Genomic DNA, 14,747 nt, shown 5'->3' on the forward strand with positions numbered 1-14,747 from the left:
CATGATCGACGTGCTCATCGTCGGGGGCGGCGGGGCCGGCCTGCGCGCCGCGCTCGCGGTCGCCGAGACCGACCCGTCCCTGACCGTGGCCGTGCTGTCCAAGGTGTATCCGATGCGCAGCCACACGGTCTCCGCCGAGGGCGGCGCCGCCGCGGTGATCGGCGCCGGCGACAGCCTGGACGAGCACTGCTACGACACGATCTCCGGCGGCGACTGGCTCTGCGACCAGGACGCGGTGGAGGCGTTCGTGGCCGAGGCGCCCCGCGAGCTCATCCAGCTGGAACACTGGGGCTGCCCGTGGAGCAGGGAGCCCGACGGGCGGGTCGCGGTCCGCCCGTTCGGCGGCATGAAACGGCAGCGCACCTGGTACGCGGCCGACAAGACGGGCTTCCACCTGCTGCACACGCTCTTCCAGACCACCCTGAAATATCCCGACATCGTGCGATACGACGAGTGGTACGTCACCCAGCTCATCGTCGACGACGGCCGGGTGCACGGCGTGGTCGCCGTCGAGATGAGGACCGGCCGCGTCGAGGCGATCCCCGCCAGGACCGTGATCCTGGCCACCGGCGGCTGCGGCCGGGCCTTCCCGTTCACCACCAACGCGACCATCAAGACCGGCGACGGCATGGCGCTGGCCTACCGGGCGGGCGCGCCGCTGAAGGACATGGAGTTCGTCCAGTACCACCCCACCGGGCTGCCGTTCACCGGCATCCTCATCACCGAGGCGGCCAGGGCCGAGGGCGGCTGGCTGATCAACAAGGACGGCTACCGCTACCTGCAGGACTACGACCTGGGCCGGCCCACCCCCGCCCCGAAGCTGCGCAGCATGGAGCTGGGCCCGCGCGACCGGCTCTCCCAGGCGTTCGTCCACGAGCAGCGCAAAGGGCGCACGGCCGACACCCCGTACGGGCCCGTCGTCTACCTCGACCTGCGCCACCTCGGCGAGGACAAGATCGACGCCCGCATCCCGTTCGTGCGCGAGCTGTGCCGCAGCTACCAGAACCTCGACCCGGCCACCGACCTCATCCCGGTCCGTCCCGTCGTGCACTACATGATGGGCGGCGTGCACACCGACCTCGACGGGGCCACCCCGGTCGCGGGCCTGTACGCGGCGGGGGAGACCGCCTGCGTGAGCATCAACGGCGCCAACCGGCTCGGCTCCAACTCGCTGCCGGAGATCCTCGTCTTCGGCAGGCGGGCCGGGATCGCCGCCGCCGAGTTCGCCCGTACCCACCGCGAGGGCGAGCCGCCCGCGGTGCGCAGCCAGGGCGACGACGAGAGGCGGAGGCTGACCCGCGCCCGCGAGGGCCGCGCGAACGGCGAGCGCGTCGCCGTCCTGCGCGAGGAGATGCAGCACACGCTGGAGGGCGCGGCCGGCATCTACCGCGGCGGCGACGTGCTGGCCAAGGCCGCCGACACCCTCGCCGAGCTGTGCGAGCGCGCCCTGGAGGCGCGGGTCGACGACACCAGCGCCGTCTTCAACACCGAGATGATCAACCTGCTGGAGCTGCGGGCCATGCTCGACGTCGCGCGGACCATCGTGGCCTGCGCGCTGAACCGGCAGGAGTCGCGCGGGGCCCACCAGCGCACCGACTTCCCCGTCAGGGACGACGGCGCCTTCCTGGCGCACTCGCTGGTCCACCGCGCCCCCGACGGCACCCCCTCGGTGGGGCTGCTGCCCGTCACCATCACCCGCTGGCCCCCAGGGGAAAGGGTCTATGGCCGTGACTGAGTCGATCCGGCTGGAGGTCGCCCGGTACCGCCCCGGGCAGGACGCCGAGCCCGTCTTCGCGTCGTACGAGGTGCCGCTCATGCCCGACTGGGCGGTGCTCGACGGGCTCACCTACGTCAAGGACCGGCTGGACGGCACGCTGTCGTTCCGCTGGTCGTGCCGGATGGGCATCTGCGGGTCGTGCGGCATGACCGTCAACGGCGAACCCCGGCTGACCTGCGGGACCTTCCTCACCGAGTACGGGGACGGACCGGTCAGGATCGAGCCGCTCAAGGGGTTCCCGGTCATCAGGGACCTGGTGGTGGACATCGAGGACTTCCTGGCCAAGCTGTCGTCGGTGCGGCCGTGGCTGGTCAGGGAGGGAGAGGAACTGCCGCTGACCGCCGAGTACGCGCAGACCCCGGCGCAGCTCGACGCCTACAAGCAGTACAGCATGTGCATCAACTGCATGCTCTGCTACTCGGCCTGCCCGGTCTACGTGCTCGACCCGGACTTCCTGGGGCCCGCGGCGATCGCGCTGGCGCAGCGCTACAACCTGGACTCGCGCGACATGGACGACCGGTTCGACGTGCTGAGCCAGGAGGACGCCGTCTGGGGGTGCACGTTCGTCGGCGAGTGCACGAACGCCTGCCCCAAGCACGTCGACCCGGCCGAGGCCATCCAGCGCTACAAGCTGACCGCCGCGCTCCGCTCGGTGCTGCCGTGGAGCCGTCGATGACCGCGCCCTACGTACGCGGCCGCGACCGGCTCTGGTTCGCCCGCTCGCGGCGCTATACGATCTTCGTGCTCCGGGAGCTGACCAGCGTGTTCGTGGCCTGGACGGTCGCGTTCCTGCTGCTGATGATCGCCGCCCTGACCGGCGGCGGGTACGCGGGCTTCGTCGCGCTCGCCGGGCAACCGTGGATGATCGCGGTCAACGTGGTGGCGCTGGCCGCGACCTGCTTCCACGCGATCACCTTCCTCAACCTCGCGCCCAAGGCCACGGTGGTCCGGCTGGACGGCTGGCGGGTGCCCGCCTGGATGATCCAGGGCGGCAACCACTCGGCCTGGCTGCTGGTCTCCGCGGTCGTCGCGTACGTCGTGCTGAGGTCGCCATGAGACGCGTGCTGGAACCGTACCTGTGGCTGCTCTTCAGCGGCGGCGGCGTGGTCGCCGCGCTGCTGCTGCCGGTGCTCGTGCTGCTGTTCGGCGTGCTCATGCCGCTCGGCGTGCTCGACTGGCCGTCCGCCGCGCACCTCGCGGGCGCGCTCGAACCCCTGCCGACGCGGGTGGCGCTGGTGGCGGTCGTGGCGCTCTGCCTCTTCCACGCGGCGCACCGGATCCGCCACACCAGCGAGGAACTGCTGGGCCTGGCCCGGTTCGATCTGCCGATCGCCGTGGTGTGTTACGGCGGGGCACTGGGCGGTGCCGCCGTCGCGGCATGGCTGCTGTGGTGAATGTCCTGGTTTCGTGATATTTCGACTCGCGACTTTACGCCGAGTTTATCCGGGGTCTACCGTCCGGCTTGCGAAACCCTCCGGCCATCGCCCGGCGACCCCGGGCAGAAGGGGTACTCGGTGTCCCGAAAGACGCGCCTCTTAGCCACGATCCCGGCAGTAGCCCTGCTGGGCGCCACCCTCACGGCGCCCACCGCGCAAGCGTCCTCCGTGGCGCGCTACGAGCCCGGTCCGTCCGACTTCTACATCAACTACGCCCCGCCCAGGGACGAGGCCACGCCCGAGGAACCGGGCGCGCCGGGCGGTGACAAGCGCTCACGGTCGCGGGCACGGGAGATCGACCAGAAGCACAGCCTGGGCAACCCGGCGGCCGCCCGGGTGCTCGCCGCCCGCGAGCAGGAGGCCCTGAGGACCGGCCGCAACCCCGCCGACTTCATCTTCAAGAAGACCAAGCAGACCAGGACCGCCAAGCTGCTGACGCTGCTGGTCGAGTTCAACGAGAACGCCGACGACGACTTCTCCGGTTACAACCGGCTGCGAACCGTCGACAGCGCCCCCGACGACTGCCTCGTCGAGCCGGCCGGCACGCTCAAGAACGGCCCCCTGCACAACAACATCCCGGACCCGGCCACGCTGCCGAACAAGGACAACAACTCCTTCTGGGTCAAGGACTTCAGCCCCGAGCACTTCAACAAGATGCTCTACACCGACAAGGGCATCACCGAGCGCGTCCGCAAGGACCTGAAGGACCCCCGCGACGGCAGGCCAGGCATCGACATCTCCGGCTTCACACTGAAGAAGATGTACGAGGAGATGTCCAAGGGCGCCTACTCCGTCACCGGCTCCGCCGTCGGCTGGATCAAGGCCCCGCACTCCGAGGCCTGGTACGGCGCCGCGGCCTGCGGCGGCAACCCGCAGGACATGTCCGGCCACCCGGACAACCCGCTCGGCGCCGGCCAGCTCGCCATCGACGCCGTCAACGTGCTGGCCCAGACCCAGCCGGACTTCCCGTGGGCCGACTACGACCTCGAGGACGTCTCCGACGCCGACGGCGACGGGAACTTCGCCGAGCCCGACGGCGTGATCGACCACCTCGTGCTGGTCCACGCCGGCAAGGACAAGTCCTCCGACGGCGGCGCCGAGGGCACCTACGCCATCTGGGCCCACTCCAGCGCGGTCGCCGGCGGCTACCAGGTGCCCGGCACCGACATGAAGATCTCCAACTACATCGTCCAGCCCGAGGACTCCGGCGTCGGCGTCTTCGCCCACGAGTACGGCCACGACCTCGGCCTGCCCGACCTGTACGACACCTCCGGCGCGGGCAGCTCCGCGGTGGACTTCTGGGACCTGATGTCCAGCGGCTCCCACTCCGGCCCGATCTTCCAGTCCATGCCCACGCACATGGGCCTGTGGGACAAGTGGGTGCTCGGCTGGGCCAGCCCCAAGGTGTTCGACCCGGGTGACCGCAAGAGCCTGGTCACCGTCGGCCAGTCCTCCCGCACGCCGAAGCTCACCCAGGACGGCGTCCGGGTGAACCTGGCCTCCGAGCCGCTCAAGATGGTCGACCCGCACAGCGGCGGCAACGCCTGGTGGTCCGGCATGGACCAGGAGTGGGCGAACGTCTCGGTGGGCCGCGACATCGACGTGCCCGCCGGGTCCGACGTGCGGTTCTGGATGTGGAACAACTACGAGATCGAGTCCGACTGGGACTTCGGCTTCGTCGAGGTGTCCACCGACGGCGGCGCGACCTGGGCCCAGCAGAAGGTCTTCGACGAGGCCGGCGACGAGATCACCACGCCCGACGACTACCCGGACCCGAACAAGAACCTCGCGACCTTCGGCGACAAGAAGTACGGCATCACCGGTGACACGGGCGGCTGGCGGCACGACTACGTCGACCTGACCTCGTTCGCCGGCCAATCGATCAAGCTGCGGCTGACGTACAACACCGACGCGGCCTTCACCCCGCGCGGCTGGCACGCCGACGACTTCGAGCTCACCAGCGACGGCGCCACCGTGTGGAGCGACGACGTCGAGGGCGGCGAGAACGGCTGGCGGGCCACCGGCGGCACCTTCACCAACACCAGCGGCCAGGGCTGGACGATCAACAACGGCGAGCGCGAGATCCAGCGGTTCTACCTCGCCGAGTGGCGCAACTTCGACGGGTTCGACAAGGGCCTGCAGTACGCCTACGACACCACGTACTCGCGTGACGGGGCGTGGAAGGTGGAGAAGGTCAAGTACAACGCGCCCGGCCTGCTGGTCTGGTACCGCGACTCGACCTACACCAACAACGTGCTGGTGAACAACCTGGAGGCGGCGCCGAGCATCGGCTCCAAGGGCACCCTGCTGCTCGTCGACTCCCACTTCGACCCGCTGCGCCGCACCGGCGAGGCGGCCGCGAAGGACCCGACCAGGCACAAGAACATGGAAGGCCGCACCCAGACGTCCAACGCGGCGTTCTCGTTCAGGAACACCTACCCGCTCAAGGAGTGCCTGGAGGCGCCGGACGAGCCGTTCAGCGAGTACTGCACGCGGATCGGCGGGCTCAAGGGCGTCAAGGAGTTCACCGACGCCAAGACCTGGTACCCCGGCCTGGAAGTCCAGGACGGCGGCCTGTTCTACCGGGACTTCGACGCCTCCACCGTCGTCCCGTCCAAGGGCGACCAGCCGTACAGCACCCGCGTGGTGAACGTGGACGGCACCCCGGCCACCGAGTACTACGGCCTCGACATCGGCGGCGGCCACGTGCTCGGTTCCGGTAACCCCGGGGACGAGGGCAAGGCGCTGGGCGTGGGGATCAAGCTGATCAGCCCGCTCCCCGGCGACCTCGGCGCCATCGTCCAGGTGACCCCGCCGAAGAAGTAGATCAGGCGGGTCGCGAGCCCCTGTCTTCACACGGTCGCCGTGCGAAGGCAGGGGCTTCTGGACCTACGATTGATGACCATGAGCGAACTGCGCACCAAGGCCGAGCACACCGCGGCGATCCTCAAGGATCGCCGTGTGGCAGTGGTGATCAACACTCGCTCACGACGCGGCCGCCGCCACTACTTCGAGGTGATCGAGCAGGTCCACGAGCTGGGCTTCGAGCCGCTGGCCGAGATCGGCGTCTACAACCCGAAACGGCTGCGCGAGCTGCTCGACACGGCCCTGGCGACGGGGCCCGATCTGCTGATCGTCGGCGGCGGCGACGGCACGCTCTCCTCCGCCGTGCGCCACGTCGCCCACCGCGACGTGGCGCTCGGCGTCCTGCCGCTCGGCACCACCAACAACTTCGCCCGCAGCCTCGGCCTGCCGCTCGACCTCTCGGGCGCGATCCGGGTGTTCGCCACCGGCAAGGTGGCCGACATCGACCTCGGCATGGCCGACGACCGGCCGTTCGCCAACCTGGCCAGCTTCGGGGTGTCGGTGGAGGTGGCGGGCAAGGTCAGGCCGTGGCTGAAGCGGTGGGTGGGCCGGCCCGCCTACCCGCTGACCGCGCTCACGATCCTGCCCGGCCACCGCCCGTTCCGGGCCTACATCACGGTCGACGGGCAGCGCCACGAGCTCCTCACCCACCAGCTCAACATCGCCAACGGCCGCTTCCACGGCGGCTGGCAGGTGGCCCGCGACATCAGCATCGACGACGGCATGCTCGTCGCCTACCAGCTCGGCTCGGGCAAGAAGCTGCGGCTGCTGGTCGAGACGCTCGCCCGCGCCACCACGGGCCGGTGGCGGAGCCTGGCCGGCGGTCCCTTCGTGACCGGCCGGGAGATGCTGCTGGAGACCGACCCGCCGATGGCCGCCGACGTCGACGGCGAGGTGCGGCTCCGCACCCCGATCAGGCTCCGCGTGGTGCCCAACGGCGTACGCGTCATGGTCCCGGCCGACTTCGAGGACCGCTGACCCCGGCTCACTCACCCAGCCGGCGGTAGGCGACGCCGAGCGGGGCGGCCAGGTCCGCGGGCGGCGGGAAGAGCCGGGGGAGCAGGTCCGAGCCCGCCGGGCGGCGCTCCGGCGGGTGCGCGCTGCCGCCCGGCGTGTAGAAGTCCGCCAGCCGCTCCGCGAACGGCACGTCCGCCACCGCCGGGACGCCCGCGGCCGGCCGGGCGGCGAGCGAGCCCAGCAGCTCAGCGCGCCCCCGCCCGCGCCACGCCAGCACCAGGAACGGGTCCTCGTCGAACGACTCCGCCAGCAGGTACAGCACCGCCGACACGTGCTTGCACGGGAACCCCCAGTCGGGACACGAGCAGTCCATGCCGAGATCGCGCGGGAACAGGTCGACGCCGACCGAGGCGAACAGCTCCTCGATCTCCTCCGGCATCTGCCCGGCCAGCAGCTTGGCCCGGTAGACCGCCTGCTCGGCGATCGCCGACTCCAGCGTCTCCCAGCGGTCCTCGCCGTACGCCTCGATCGCGATCGTCACCTCGTACGGGGTGCGCCGCGAACCCTGCACGGCGGCCGACACCAGGCCGGGCGACAGGTCGATGGACAGCACCTGCCCGGCTCTGGCGTAGCCGCGCCCGCGTGAGAGCCTGCCCCGGTCGCAGACGCGCTCCAGGATGTCGATGAACCGCCGCGACCACCACGCCGACCCGATCGAGCCACGCTTCGACCGGGCGCGGAGGCCGCCCTCGACCTTGATCGGGGTCCCGTACCGCATCTCAGGCCACCGCCTCCGAAGTCAGCCGGAACACCTCGCGCAGCTCCCGCGTCGACAGATCCGTCAGCCAGTCCTCGCCGGTGCCCACCACCCGCTCGGCCAGCGCCTTCTTGCGCTCCATCAGCTCGTCGACCCGCTCCTCCAGCGTGCCGGCGCAGATCAGCTTGCGGACCTGCACGTTCTTGCGCTGGCCGATGCGGAAGGCGCGGTCGGTGGCCTGGTCCTCGACGGCCGGGTTCCACCAGCGGTCGACGTGGACGACGTGACTGGCGGCGGTCAGGTTGAGCCCCACGCCCGCCGCCCTGAGCGACAGCAGGAACAGCATCGGCTCGCCGTCCTCCTGGAAGCGGTCGACCAGCCGGTCGCGGGCCTTCTTCGGCAGGCCGCCGTGCAGCCAGAGCACCGGCCGGTCCAGCCGCCGCGCCAGGTAGGGCTGGAGCATGGCGCCGAACTCGGTGTACTGGGTGAACACCAGCGCCTTCTCGCCCTCGGCCAGGATCTCCTCGGAGAGCTGCTCCAGCCGCTGCAGCTTGCCCGACCTGCCGGCCAGCCTGGAGCCGTCCTTGAGCAGGTGGGCCGGGTGGTTGCAGACCTGCTTGAGCTTGGCCACGGTAGCCAGCACCAGCCCGCGCCGCTCGATCCCCTCGCTGCCGTCGATCTTGCCCAGCATGTCGTCCACGACCGCCTGGTAGAGCGACGCCTGCTCGGTGGTGAGCGGGCACCACTCCTTGATCTCCAGCTTCTCCGGCAGGTCGCTGATCACCGACTTGTCGGTCTTGACGCGCCGCAGGATGAACGGCCCGGTCGCCCGCCTGAGCGCGTGCGCCGCCTCCTCGTCCTGCCGGGCCTCGATCGGCTCCTGGAACCGTTCCCTGAACCCGGCCCGCGTCCCCAGCAGCCCCTGGTTGGCGAACTCCATGATCGACCAGAGCTCGGCCAGGTGGTTCTCCACCGGGGTCCCGGTCAGCGCCAGCCGCTGCGCCGCCGGGATCGCCCGGACCGCCCTGGCCTGGAGCGTGCCGCTGTTCTTGATCGCCTGCGCCTCGTCGCACACCACCCGCCGCCAGGAGACCTCGCGCAGCGCCTCCAGGTCCCGCTGCGCCGTGCCGTACGTGGTGAGGACCAGGTCGGCGCCGGCGATCAGCGCGGGGTCGCGGCCGGGGCCGTGGTGGGTGTACACGCGCAGGCCCGGCGCGAACCGGGCCGCCTCCCGCTGCCAGTTGCCCAGCAGCGACATCGGGCACACCAGCAGCGTCGGCCCCGTCCCCTCGTGGACCAGCAGCGCCAGGGTGGTGATCGTCTTGCCCAGCCCCATGTCGTCGGCCAGGATCCCGCCCAGCCCCAGCTCCGACAGGAAGCTCAGCCAGGCCAGCCCCCGCTCCTGGTACGGGCGGAGCGTCGCGTCGATGCCCGCGGGCGTGCCGATCGGCCGCAGCCGCCGCTCCGCCTCGCCCGAGAGCAGGTCGCCGAGCACCCCGTCGGCGTCCACCTCCAGCAGCGGCAGCTCGCCGTCGCCCCGGACCACCTGCCGCAGCAGGTCGGCCGCCCGCGTCTCACCGGCCCGCTCGCCGCCGACCATCCGCAGCGCGGCCGCCAGCTGCCGCTCGTCCAGCTCCACCCACCGGCCGCGCACCCGGACCAGCGGCACCTTCAACCGGGCCAGCTCGGCCAGCTCCTCCTCGCCGATCGTCTCCCCGGCCACGGCCAGGTCGACCCGGAAGCCGACCAGCTCGCGCAGCCCCAGCCCCTGCCCGGCCACCGCCCCCGGGTCCTTGCTCCTGGCCGTCACCTTCAGCCCCAGCCGGTTCCGCCCGGCCCAGCGGGGGAGCAGCACCCCGAACCCGGCCGCCTGCAGCAGCGGCGCCGCCTCCCTGAGGAATCCGAACGCGCCCGCGGTGTCGAGCACCAGCTCGCCCGGCTCGGCCACGCGCAGCGCCCGCTCCAGCTCCGGATAGAGCCGCACCGCCCGGCCGAGCCCGGCCAGCAGCTCCCGCTCCGCCGCCGGGACCCCGGCCACCGGCTCCCCGCGCCACACCCGCGCGGCGGGCACGTACAGGCTCGGGTCCTCCACCCCCTGCAGAGCCAGCTCCACCCGCCACCCCGCGTCGAGGTCACGGTCGTCCTCGTCCTCCTCGGCCGGCTCGACCAGCCGGAAGCACACCCGCGCGGCACCCTCGGCGGCCACCACCGTCTCGCGCCACCGGTCCAGCTCCTCGCGCAGGCCAGGCACGTCGGGGCACGAGCCGTCGGGGCCGGTCAGGGCGGCCAGCCACCGCTCGCGCGCCGTCACCGCCCGCTCGACGAGCGGCTCGGGCAGCGCCTCACGGACCAGCGCGTCGGTGAACGCCCCGAGCGCCTCCCACAGCACCTCCCTGGACGGCCGCTCCACCTCCGAGGTACGGGACGCGGGCGGCATCGCCAGGGCCAGCTCCCTGAAGTACGCCGCGTCACCCCGGGTGACCACCGGCTCCCACACCGCACGGCAGGCGCCGCCGGGAGCCGCCACCAGCCGCGGGACCACCCGGCCGCGCCGTACCAGATCGCGGGCGAACCCGGCGGCGGCCGCCCAGTGACGGACGGTGGCGCTGCCGTCGCAGGCGTCCACCACCCGCAGGGCGGCCGGGACGGGCGGCACCACGGCGGGCACCCGCCACACCCGCAACCGGGGCCGCGTCGCGGTCGCGGGCCGCCCCGTCTCGGGCGAGGGCATCGGCTCCTTCGCCGTCCCCGGCAGCAGCAGCGCCAGCTCCGGCTCGCCCCCGCCGTCGACGCCGAGCGCCTCCCGCAGCGCGGGGACCGGCGCGGCGAACGGATGCCTGCCGGGCCCGCCCGCACCCCGCGCGGGCTGCTCCGCCCAGAAGGCCAGCCCTTCTCCCGCCCACACCCCGTGTACGACCAGCACCCCGGCAGGTTACCCGCCGGAGCTCCGGCGATCCGTCATAGGACGAACGGAGGAGGGCGCCTAGGTCCATGGACCGAGGCGCGGCGGGGGCGGGCGGGGCTAGCGTCGGGTGCATGGACGACAGCGGCACCCTGGAAGAGGCGTTCGAGCGGCTGCACCGCACCGGCCCCGAGTTCGACGGCTGGCTGAGCAACCACGGCCCGATGGCGGTCGAGTCGATGGTCAGGCGCGGGCACGCCCGCGAGGTCCACCGCTGGCTGGACGCCTACACCGCCCGCCTGGAGGAGGCTCCCGGCGGCACCCGCGCGATCGGGGACGACTGGCGGGAAGCGCTGGGCGACCCGCGACGGCTCGGCGACTGGCTGCGGTTCTTCGAGCGGGAGACGAAGGAACGGCCGTGGCGGGCCGTGCTGGAGGAGTGGTGGCCGCGGCTGCTGCCCGGCATCGCGGCCGGGGCCACCCACGGCGTCATCCGCACCGGCCACGCGGTCCACGCCCTGCTGGAGCTGGAGGACGATCCACGGCTCGCCGAGCTGGGGCAGGCGCTCGGCTACTGGGCGGCACGCTGGCAGCCCGTGGCCGGAGCGGCCCCGCCGTCCGGCATGGAGACGCCGTCGGGCGCGCTGGCCGGGGTGCCGCGGGTGGCCGACCAGAGCCGGGACATCGACCACCGGCTCCGCCAGCTCGCCGGCACCGGCGGCTGGGAGCCGTCGGTCGCCGCGCTGGCCCCGGCCTCGGGCGCCGGCGAGGCCAGGGACCGGCTCGCCGCGCTGGCCGACGCCGCCACCCTGCGCTATCTCACCCACGCGCACGGCTCGCCCGTCATGCTGATCCACTCGGCGACCGCCCCCACGGCGGTGCTCCGCACGCTGCCCGCCCTGCCCGCCTCCCTCTGGGTGCCGAGCCTCGACGCGGCGTGGGCCGCCGCCGCCGCGGTCACGGCCGCGTACGGGCCCGCGGGGGCGGTGACCGGGCGGGAGCTGCCCGCCGCGCCCGGCTCCGCGCAGGAGGCGTTCGACCGGGCCGTCGCGCACGGCGACGAGCACGTGATCAAGCTCGCCGACACCGCGCTGGACGTGTACGAACGCACCGCCGACCCGGACGCCCTCGCGGCGGTCGTGCGCGCGTCCCGCTCCATTCAGCCGCTGAAAGCGTGATGCCCGGTTGTACAGTGGAAGTATGAATCCTCCCGGATCGTGGTGTGAGCGGCCCAAGCCGCAGGCTCCCTCGTGCGAGCTCCCCTCTCCGTGGAGCAAGCCGAAGCAGCCCGCCAACTGGTGCGAGGCGCCCGCCTCGCCCGTCGTACGGGTCGTCGGCTTCCTGCTGCGCGCCGCCAAGCGCTGAGAGAGCCCGCGCGGCCCGAGCGGTCGCGCGGCCTCGCGCTGCCCGGAATCCGCGCTGATCACCGGCCTGAAGACTCGTGATAGAAGGCGGTATAGGTGGGTAGGCGCACTCCTCGACGGAGGAGGCGACGTCGTGAACGACACCCAGAAACTAGTCAGCGATCTGTCCGAGCAGGTCTCCCGGCTCGTCAGGGACGAGCTCCGGCTGGCCAAGCTCGAACTCACGCGCAAGGGCAAGCGCGCCGGCCTCGGCGCCGGCATCGTGGGCGCCGCGGGCATCGTCGGGCTCTTCGGCGGCGCCGTGCTCGTGGCGGCCGTCGTGATGCTGCTCGCGCTCGTCATGCCCGCCTGGCTGGCGGCCGCGATCGTGGCCGTGGTGCTGCTCGCGACCGCGGCGGTGCTGGGCCTGGCCGGCAAGAAGCAGGTCCAGCAGGCCACCCCGCCCGTTCCCAGGGAGACGATCGCCAGCGTGAAGGCCGACATCGGCGCGGTCAGGGAGGGAGCACACCGATGAGTGAGACGAACCCGGGATACTCCGACGACCAGTACGCGGGCGACGTGGGTTCACGCAGGGCGACGGTCGGCACCCCGACTGACCCCGAATCCATCAACGTGCCCGTCACACGCGGCGGCGCGGCCGAGAACGCGCACGAGGCGGAGCTCCGCCGCGAGCCGCACGAGACGTTCATCCCCGAGGGGCCGGAGCCGGACGACCGCGCGGAGGCGATCCACTCCCGCGCCGTGGAGGAGGAGTCGCTGCGCGGCGGCGGCACGCGGGTCCCCGAGTCGACCACTCCCTACCAGGACCGGGGCTCCATCGCGACGCCGCTCACCGACCGCGCGCGCCGGGCCGCCGTGAGCGGCGACGAGGAGGAACAGGTCCGCGAGAGCATCAGGGAGACCCGCCGCGAACTCGGCGAGACCGTGAGCGCGCTGGCCCACAAGGTGGACGTCAAGAGCCGGGCGGCCGAGGCGGCCGAGTCGGCCAAGGAGCGCGCCGCCGCGATGGTCGGCACCGCCAAGGCCAAGGCGGCCGAGATGAGCGGCACGGCGAAGGCCAGGGCCGGCGAGATGGGCGGCACCGCGAAGACCAGAGCGGCCGAGATGGGCGGGACCGCCAGGGTCAGGGCGGCCGAGATGTCCGGCAGGGCACTCGAACTGAAGGACAAGGCACGGGAGAACGCCGCCGGCAACGACTACCTGCGGCCGGTCCTGGGATTCGCGGTCGCCGGCGCGGTGGTCGCGCTGATCCTCCGCCGTGCCGACCGGCGCCGCCGGGGTCTATGACGTGACACCCCCCGAGACCCCCGCCGAACTGACGGGCCGGTCCTGGTGGCGCGTCGTCAGGCGCACGGCCGTGGAGTTCAAGAACGACCGCGTCCAGGACCTGGCCGCGTCGCTCACCTACTACGCGGTGCTGTCCATCTTCCCCGCCCTGATCGTGTTCGTGTCGCTGCTCGGCCTGTTCGGCCAGCAGAGCGCGAGCACGCTCTTCGGGAACGTGGTCACGCTGGCCCCCGCCGAGGTCCGCGACCTGCTGACCCAGGGCCTGCAGGGCGTCCAGCAGGCGAGCCGGCCGGGCCTGGCGGCGATCCTCGGCCTGGCCGTCGCGCTGTGGTCCTCGTCCGGTTACATCGCGGCGTTCATCAGGGCCTGCAACGAGATCTACGACATCGACGAGGGCCGCCCGTTCTACAAGCTCACCCCGCTCCGGCTCGGCCTCACGATCATGCTGATGGTCCTGCTGGCCGCCGCCGCCGTCGCGGTCACGCTCACCGGCGACCTGTCCCGCGTCGCCGGTGAGGCGCTCGGCCTGGGCGAGACCGCGGTGACCGTCTGGAACGTGGCCAAGTGGCCGGTGCTCGCGCTGATCGCGGTCGGCCTGATCATGGTGCTGTACTGGGCCGCGCCGAACGTGCGCCAGCCCGGGGTGCGCTGGCTGACGCCCGGCGGGCTGCTGGCGGTCGTCCTGTGGCTGATCGTCTCGACCGGTTTCGCCGTGTACGTGGCCAACTTCGGCTCCTACAACAAGACGTACGGGACGCTCGCCACGGTCGTGGTCTTCCTGATCTGGCTGTGGCTTTCGAACATGGCGCTGCTGTTCGGCGCCGAGCTGGACGCCGAGCTGATCAGGGAGCGCCGGGTGGCCGAGGGGAAGCCCGCCGAGCAGGAGCCGTACGCCGTCCCCAGGGACCCGCCGAAGCCCGATTCGCTGCCCGGGTGACCGTGCGGAGACAGGCGACCCCGGCGACGGCCGTGGAGTAGGGTGCGCCGGTGAGCACCGATCTGTTCTGCGAGATCATCGCCGGGGAGCGGCCCGCCACCCTGGTCCACGAGGACGAGGTGGCCGTCTCGTTCCTCGACGCCCGCCCGGTCTTCAAGGGCCACGTGCTCGTCGTGCCGCGGGCGCACATCGAGACGCTGGCCGACCTCGCCGACGTCGGCCCCTTCTTCGACCGGGTCCGCGCCATGGCCGGCGCCGTCGAGGAGGGCCTGGGCGCGGGCGGCACCTTCGTCGCGATGAACAACCGCGTCAGCCAGAGCGTCCCCCACCTGCACGTGCACGTCGTCCCGCGCAACCCCAAGGACGGCCTGCGCGGCTTCTTCTGGCCGCGCACCAAGTACGCCTCCCCCGAGGAGGCGCAGGACTACGCCGGACGCGTCGCCGGCGCGCTCACCGCGGGCTGAG

14 protein-coding genes are annotated in these 14,747 nt (G+C 72.4%); 12 read left to right on the plus strand and 2 right to left on the minus strand.

Features of this window, described 5'->3' with window-relative positions:
* Window position 1: 1 nt before the first annotated feature.
* The 6 genes from frdA (at window position 2) to FR742_RS09380 (ending at window position 7,056) form a co-directional block, all read left to right on the plus strand.
* Entirely contained in the window at window positions 2-1,735 is a 1,734-nt protein-coding gene (frdA, locus tag FR742_RS09355) for a fumarate reductase (quinol) flavoprotein subunit (RefSeq protein ID WP_148030583.1), read from the plus strand.
* Complete coding sequence (gene sdhB / locus FR742_RS09360) at window positions 1,728-2,453, plus strand: succinate dehydrogenase iron-sulfur subunit (protein ID WP_148030584.1); 726 nt, start codon at window positions 1,728-1,730, stop codon at window positions 2,451-2,453. The genes frdA and sdhB overlap by 8 nt, the downstream gene beginning before the upstream one ends.
* The gene (locus FR742_RS09365) at window positions 2,450-2,833 is read left to right on the plus strand and encodes a fumarate reductase subunit C (RefSeq protein WP_148030585.1); all 384 of its coding nucleotides are present in this window, start codon (window positions 2,450-2,452) and stop codon (window positions 2,831-2,833) included. Before sdhB ends, FR742_RS09365 begins: the two co-directional genes overlap by 4 nt.
* The gene (locus FR742_RS09370) at window positions 2,830-3,171 is read left to right on the plus strand and encodes a fumarate reductase subunit D (RefSeq protein ID WP_148030586.1); all 342 of its coding nucleotides are present in this window, start codon (window positions 2,830-2,832) and stop codon (window positions 3,169-3,171) included. The genes FR742_RS09365 and FR742_RS09370 overlap by 4 nt, the downstream gene beginning before the upstream one ends.
* A 120-nt stretch (window positions 3,172-3,291) precedes the next feature.
* Entirely contained in the window at window positions 3,292-6,039 is a 2,748-nt protein-coding gene (locus tag FR742_RS09375; protein WP_222708877.1) for an immune inhibitor A domain-containing protein, read from the plus strand.
* A 78-nt stretch (window positions 6,040-6,117) separates the two neighbouring features.
* Window positions 6,118-7,056 carry a diacylglycerol kinase family protein gene (locus FR742_RS09380; protein ID WP_148030588.1) on the plus strand — a complete coding sequence of 313 codons (939 nt, stop codon included), beginning with the start codon at window positions 6,118-6,120 and terminating at the stop codon, window positions 7,054-7,056.
* Window positions 7,057-7,063: 7 nt separating this feature from the next.
* Here the strand turns inward: FR742_RS09380 and FR742_RS09385 are convergent, their stop codons facing one another.
* Window positions 7,064-7,813, minus strand: a complete 750-nt coding sequence (locus FR742_RS09385) for an SWIM zinc finger family protein (RefSeq protein WP_148030589.1) — start codon at window positions 7,811-7,813, stop codon at window positions 7,064-7,066.
* Window position 7,814: 1 nt separating this feature from the next.
* On the minus strand, window positions 7,815-10,715 hold the full coding sequence (locus tag FR742_RS09390; protein WP_148030590.1) for a DEAD/DEAH box helicase: 2,901 nt from the start codon (window positions 10,713-10,715) through the stop codon (window positions 7,815-7,817).
* 113 nt (window positions 10,716-10,828) lie between these two features.
* On the opposite strand from FR742_RS09390, the gene FR742_RS09395 reads away from it, so the two are divergent.
* The 6 genes from FR742_RS09395 (at window position 10,829) to FR742_RS09415 (ending at window position 14,746) form a co-directional block, all read left to right on the plus strand.
* Entirely contained in the window at window positions 10,829-11,872 is a 1,044-nt protein-coding gene (locus FR742_RS09395; RefSeq protein WP_148030591.1) for a questin oxidase family protein, read from the plus strand.
* Between the two features lie 22 nt (window positions 11,873-11,894).
* Complete coding sequence (locus FR742_RS44425) at window positions 11,895-12,059, plus strand: hypothetical protein (protein ID WP_187281066.1); 165 nt, start codon at window positions 11,895-11,897, stop codon at window positions 12,057-12,059.
* 132 nt (window positions 12,060-12,191) lie between these two features.
* Window positions 12,192-12,572 carry a phage holin family protein gene (locus FR742_RS09400; RefSeq protein WP_148030592.1) on the plus strand — a complete coding sequence of 127 codons (381 nt, stop codon included), beginning with the start codon at window positions 12,192-12,194 and terminating at the stop codon, window positions 12,570-12,572.
* A complete protein-coding gene (locus FR742_RS09405; RefSeq protein ID WP_148030593.1) occupies window positions 12,569-13,345 on the plus strand; it encodes a DUF3618 domain-containing protein in 777 nt (258 codons plus the stop codon). Before FR742_RS09400 ends, FR742_RS09405 begins: the two co-directional genes overlap by 4 nt.
* 1 nt (window position 13,346) lies before the next feature.
* Complete coding sequence (locus FR742_RS09410) at window positions 13,347-14,282, plus strand: YihY/virulence factor BrkB family protein (protein WP_261808442.1); 936 nt, start codon at window positions 13,347-13,349, stop codon at window positions 14,280-14,282.
* A gap of 50 nt (window positions 14,283-14,332) precedes the next feature.
* A complete protein-coding gene (locus FR742_RS09415) occupies window positions 14,333-14,746 on the plus strand; it encodes an HIT family protein (protein ID WP_148030595.1) in 414 nt (137 codons plus the stop codon).
* The last annotated feature ends 1 nt before the right edge of the window (window position 14,747 follow it).

Origin of the sequence: Nonomuraea sp. C10 (genome assembly GCF_008017515.1) — a bacterium.
Taxonomy (GTDB): domain Bacteria; phylum Actinomycetota; class Actinomycetes; order Streptosporangiales; family Streptosporangiaceae; genus Nonomuraea; species Nonomuraea ferruginea.

What these genes read in the sequence shown, in the direction of transcription:
- frdA (WP_148030583.1), top strand. Translation starts at nt 2, where the DNA reads ATGATCGACGTGCTCATCGTCGGGGGCGGCGGGGCCGGCCTGCGCGCC.
- FR742_RS09405 (WP_148030593.1), top strand. Translation starts at nt 12,569, where the DNA reads ATGAGTGAGACGAACCCGGGATACTCCGACGACCAGTACGCGGGCGAC.
- FR742_RS09395 (WP_148030591.1), top strand. Translation starts at nt 10,829, where the DNA reads ATGGACGACAGCGGCACCCTGGAAGAGGCGTTCGAGCGGCTGCACCGC.
- FR742_RS44425 (WP_187281066.1), top strand. Translation starts at nt 11,895, where the DNA reads ATGAATCCTCCCGGATCGTGGTGTGAGCGGCCCAAGCCGCAGGCTCCC.
- FR742_RS09370 (WP_148030586.1), top strand. Translation starts at nt 2,830, where the DNA reads ATGAGACGCGTGCTGGAACCGTACCTGTGGCTGCTCTTCAGCGGCGGC.
- FR742_RS09380 (WP_148030588.1), top strand. Translation starts at nt 6,118, where the DNA reads ATGAGCGAACTGCGCACCAAGGCCGAGCACACCGCGGCGATCCTCAAG.
- FR742_RS09385 (WP_148030589.1), bottom strand. Translation starts at nt 7,813, where the DNA reads ATGCGGTACGGGACCCCGATCAAGGTCGAGGGCGGCCTCCGCGCCCGG.
- FR742_RS09365 (WP_148030585.1), top strand. Translation starts at nt 2,450, where the DNA reads ATGACCGCGCCCTACGTACGCGGCCGCGACCGGCTCTGGTTCGCCCGC.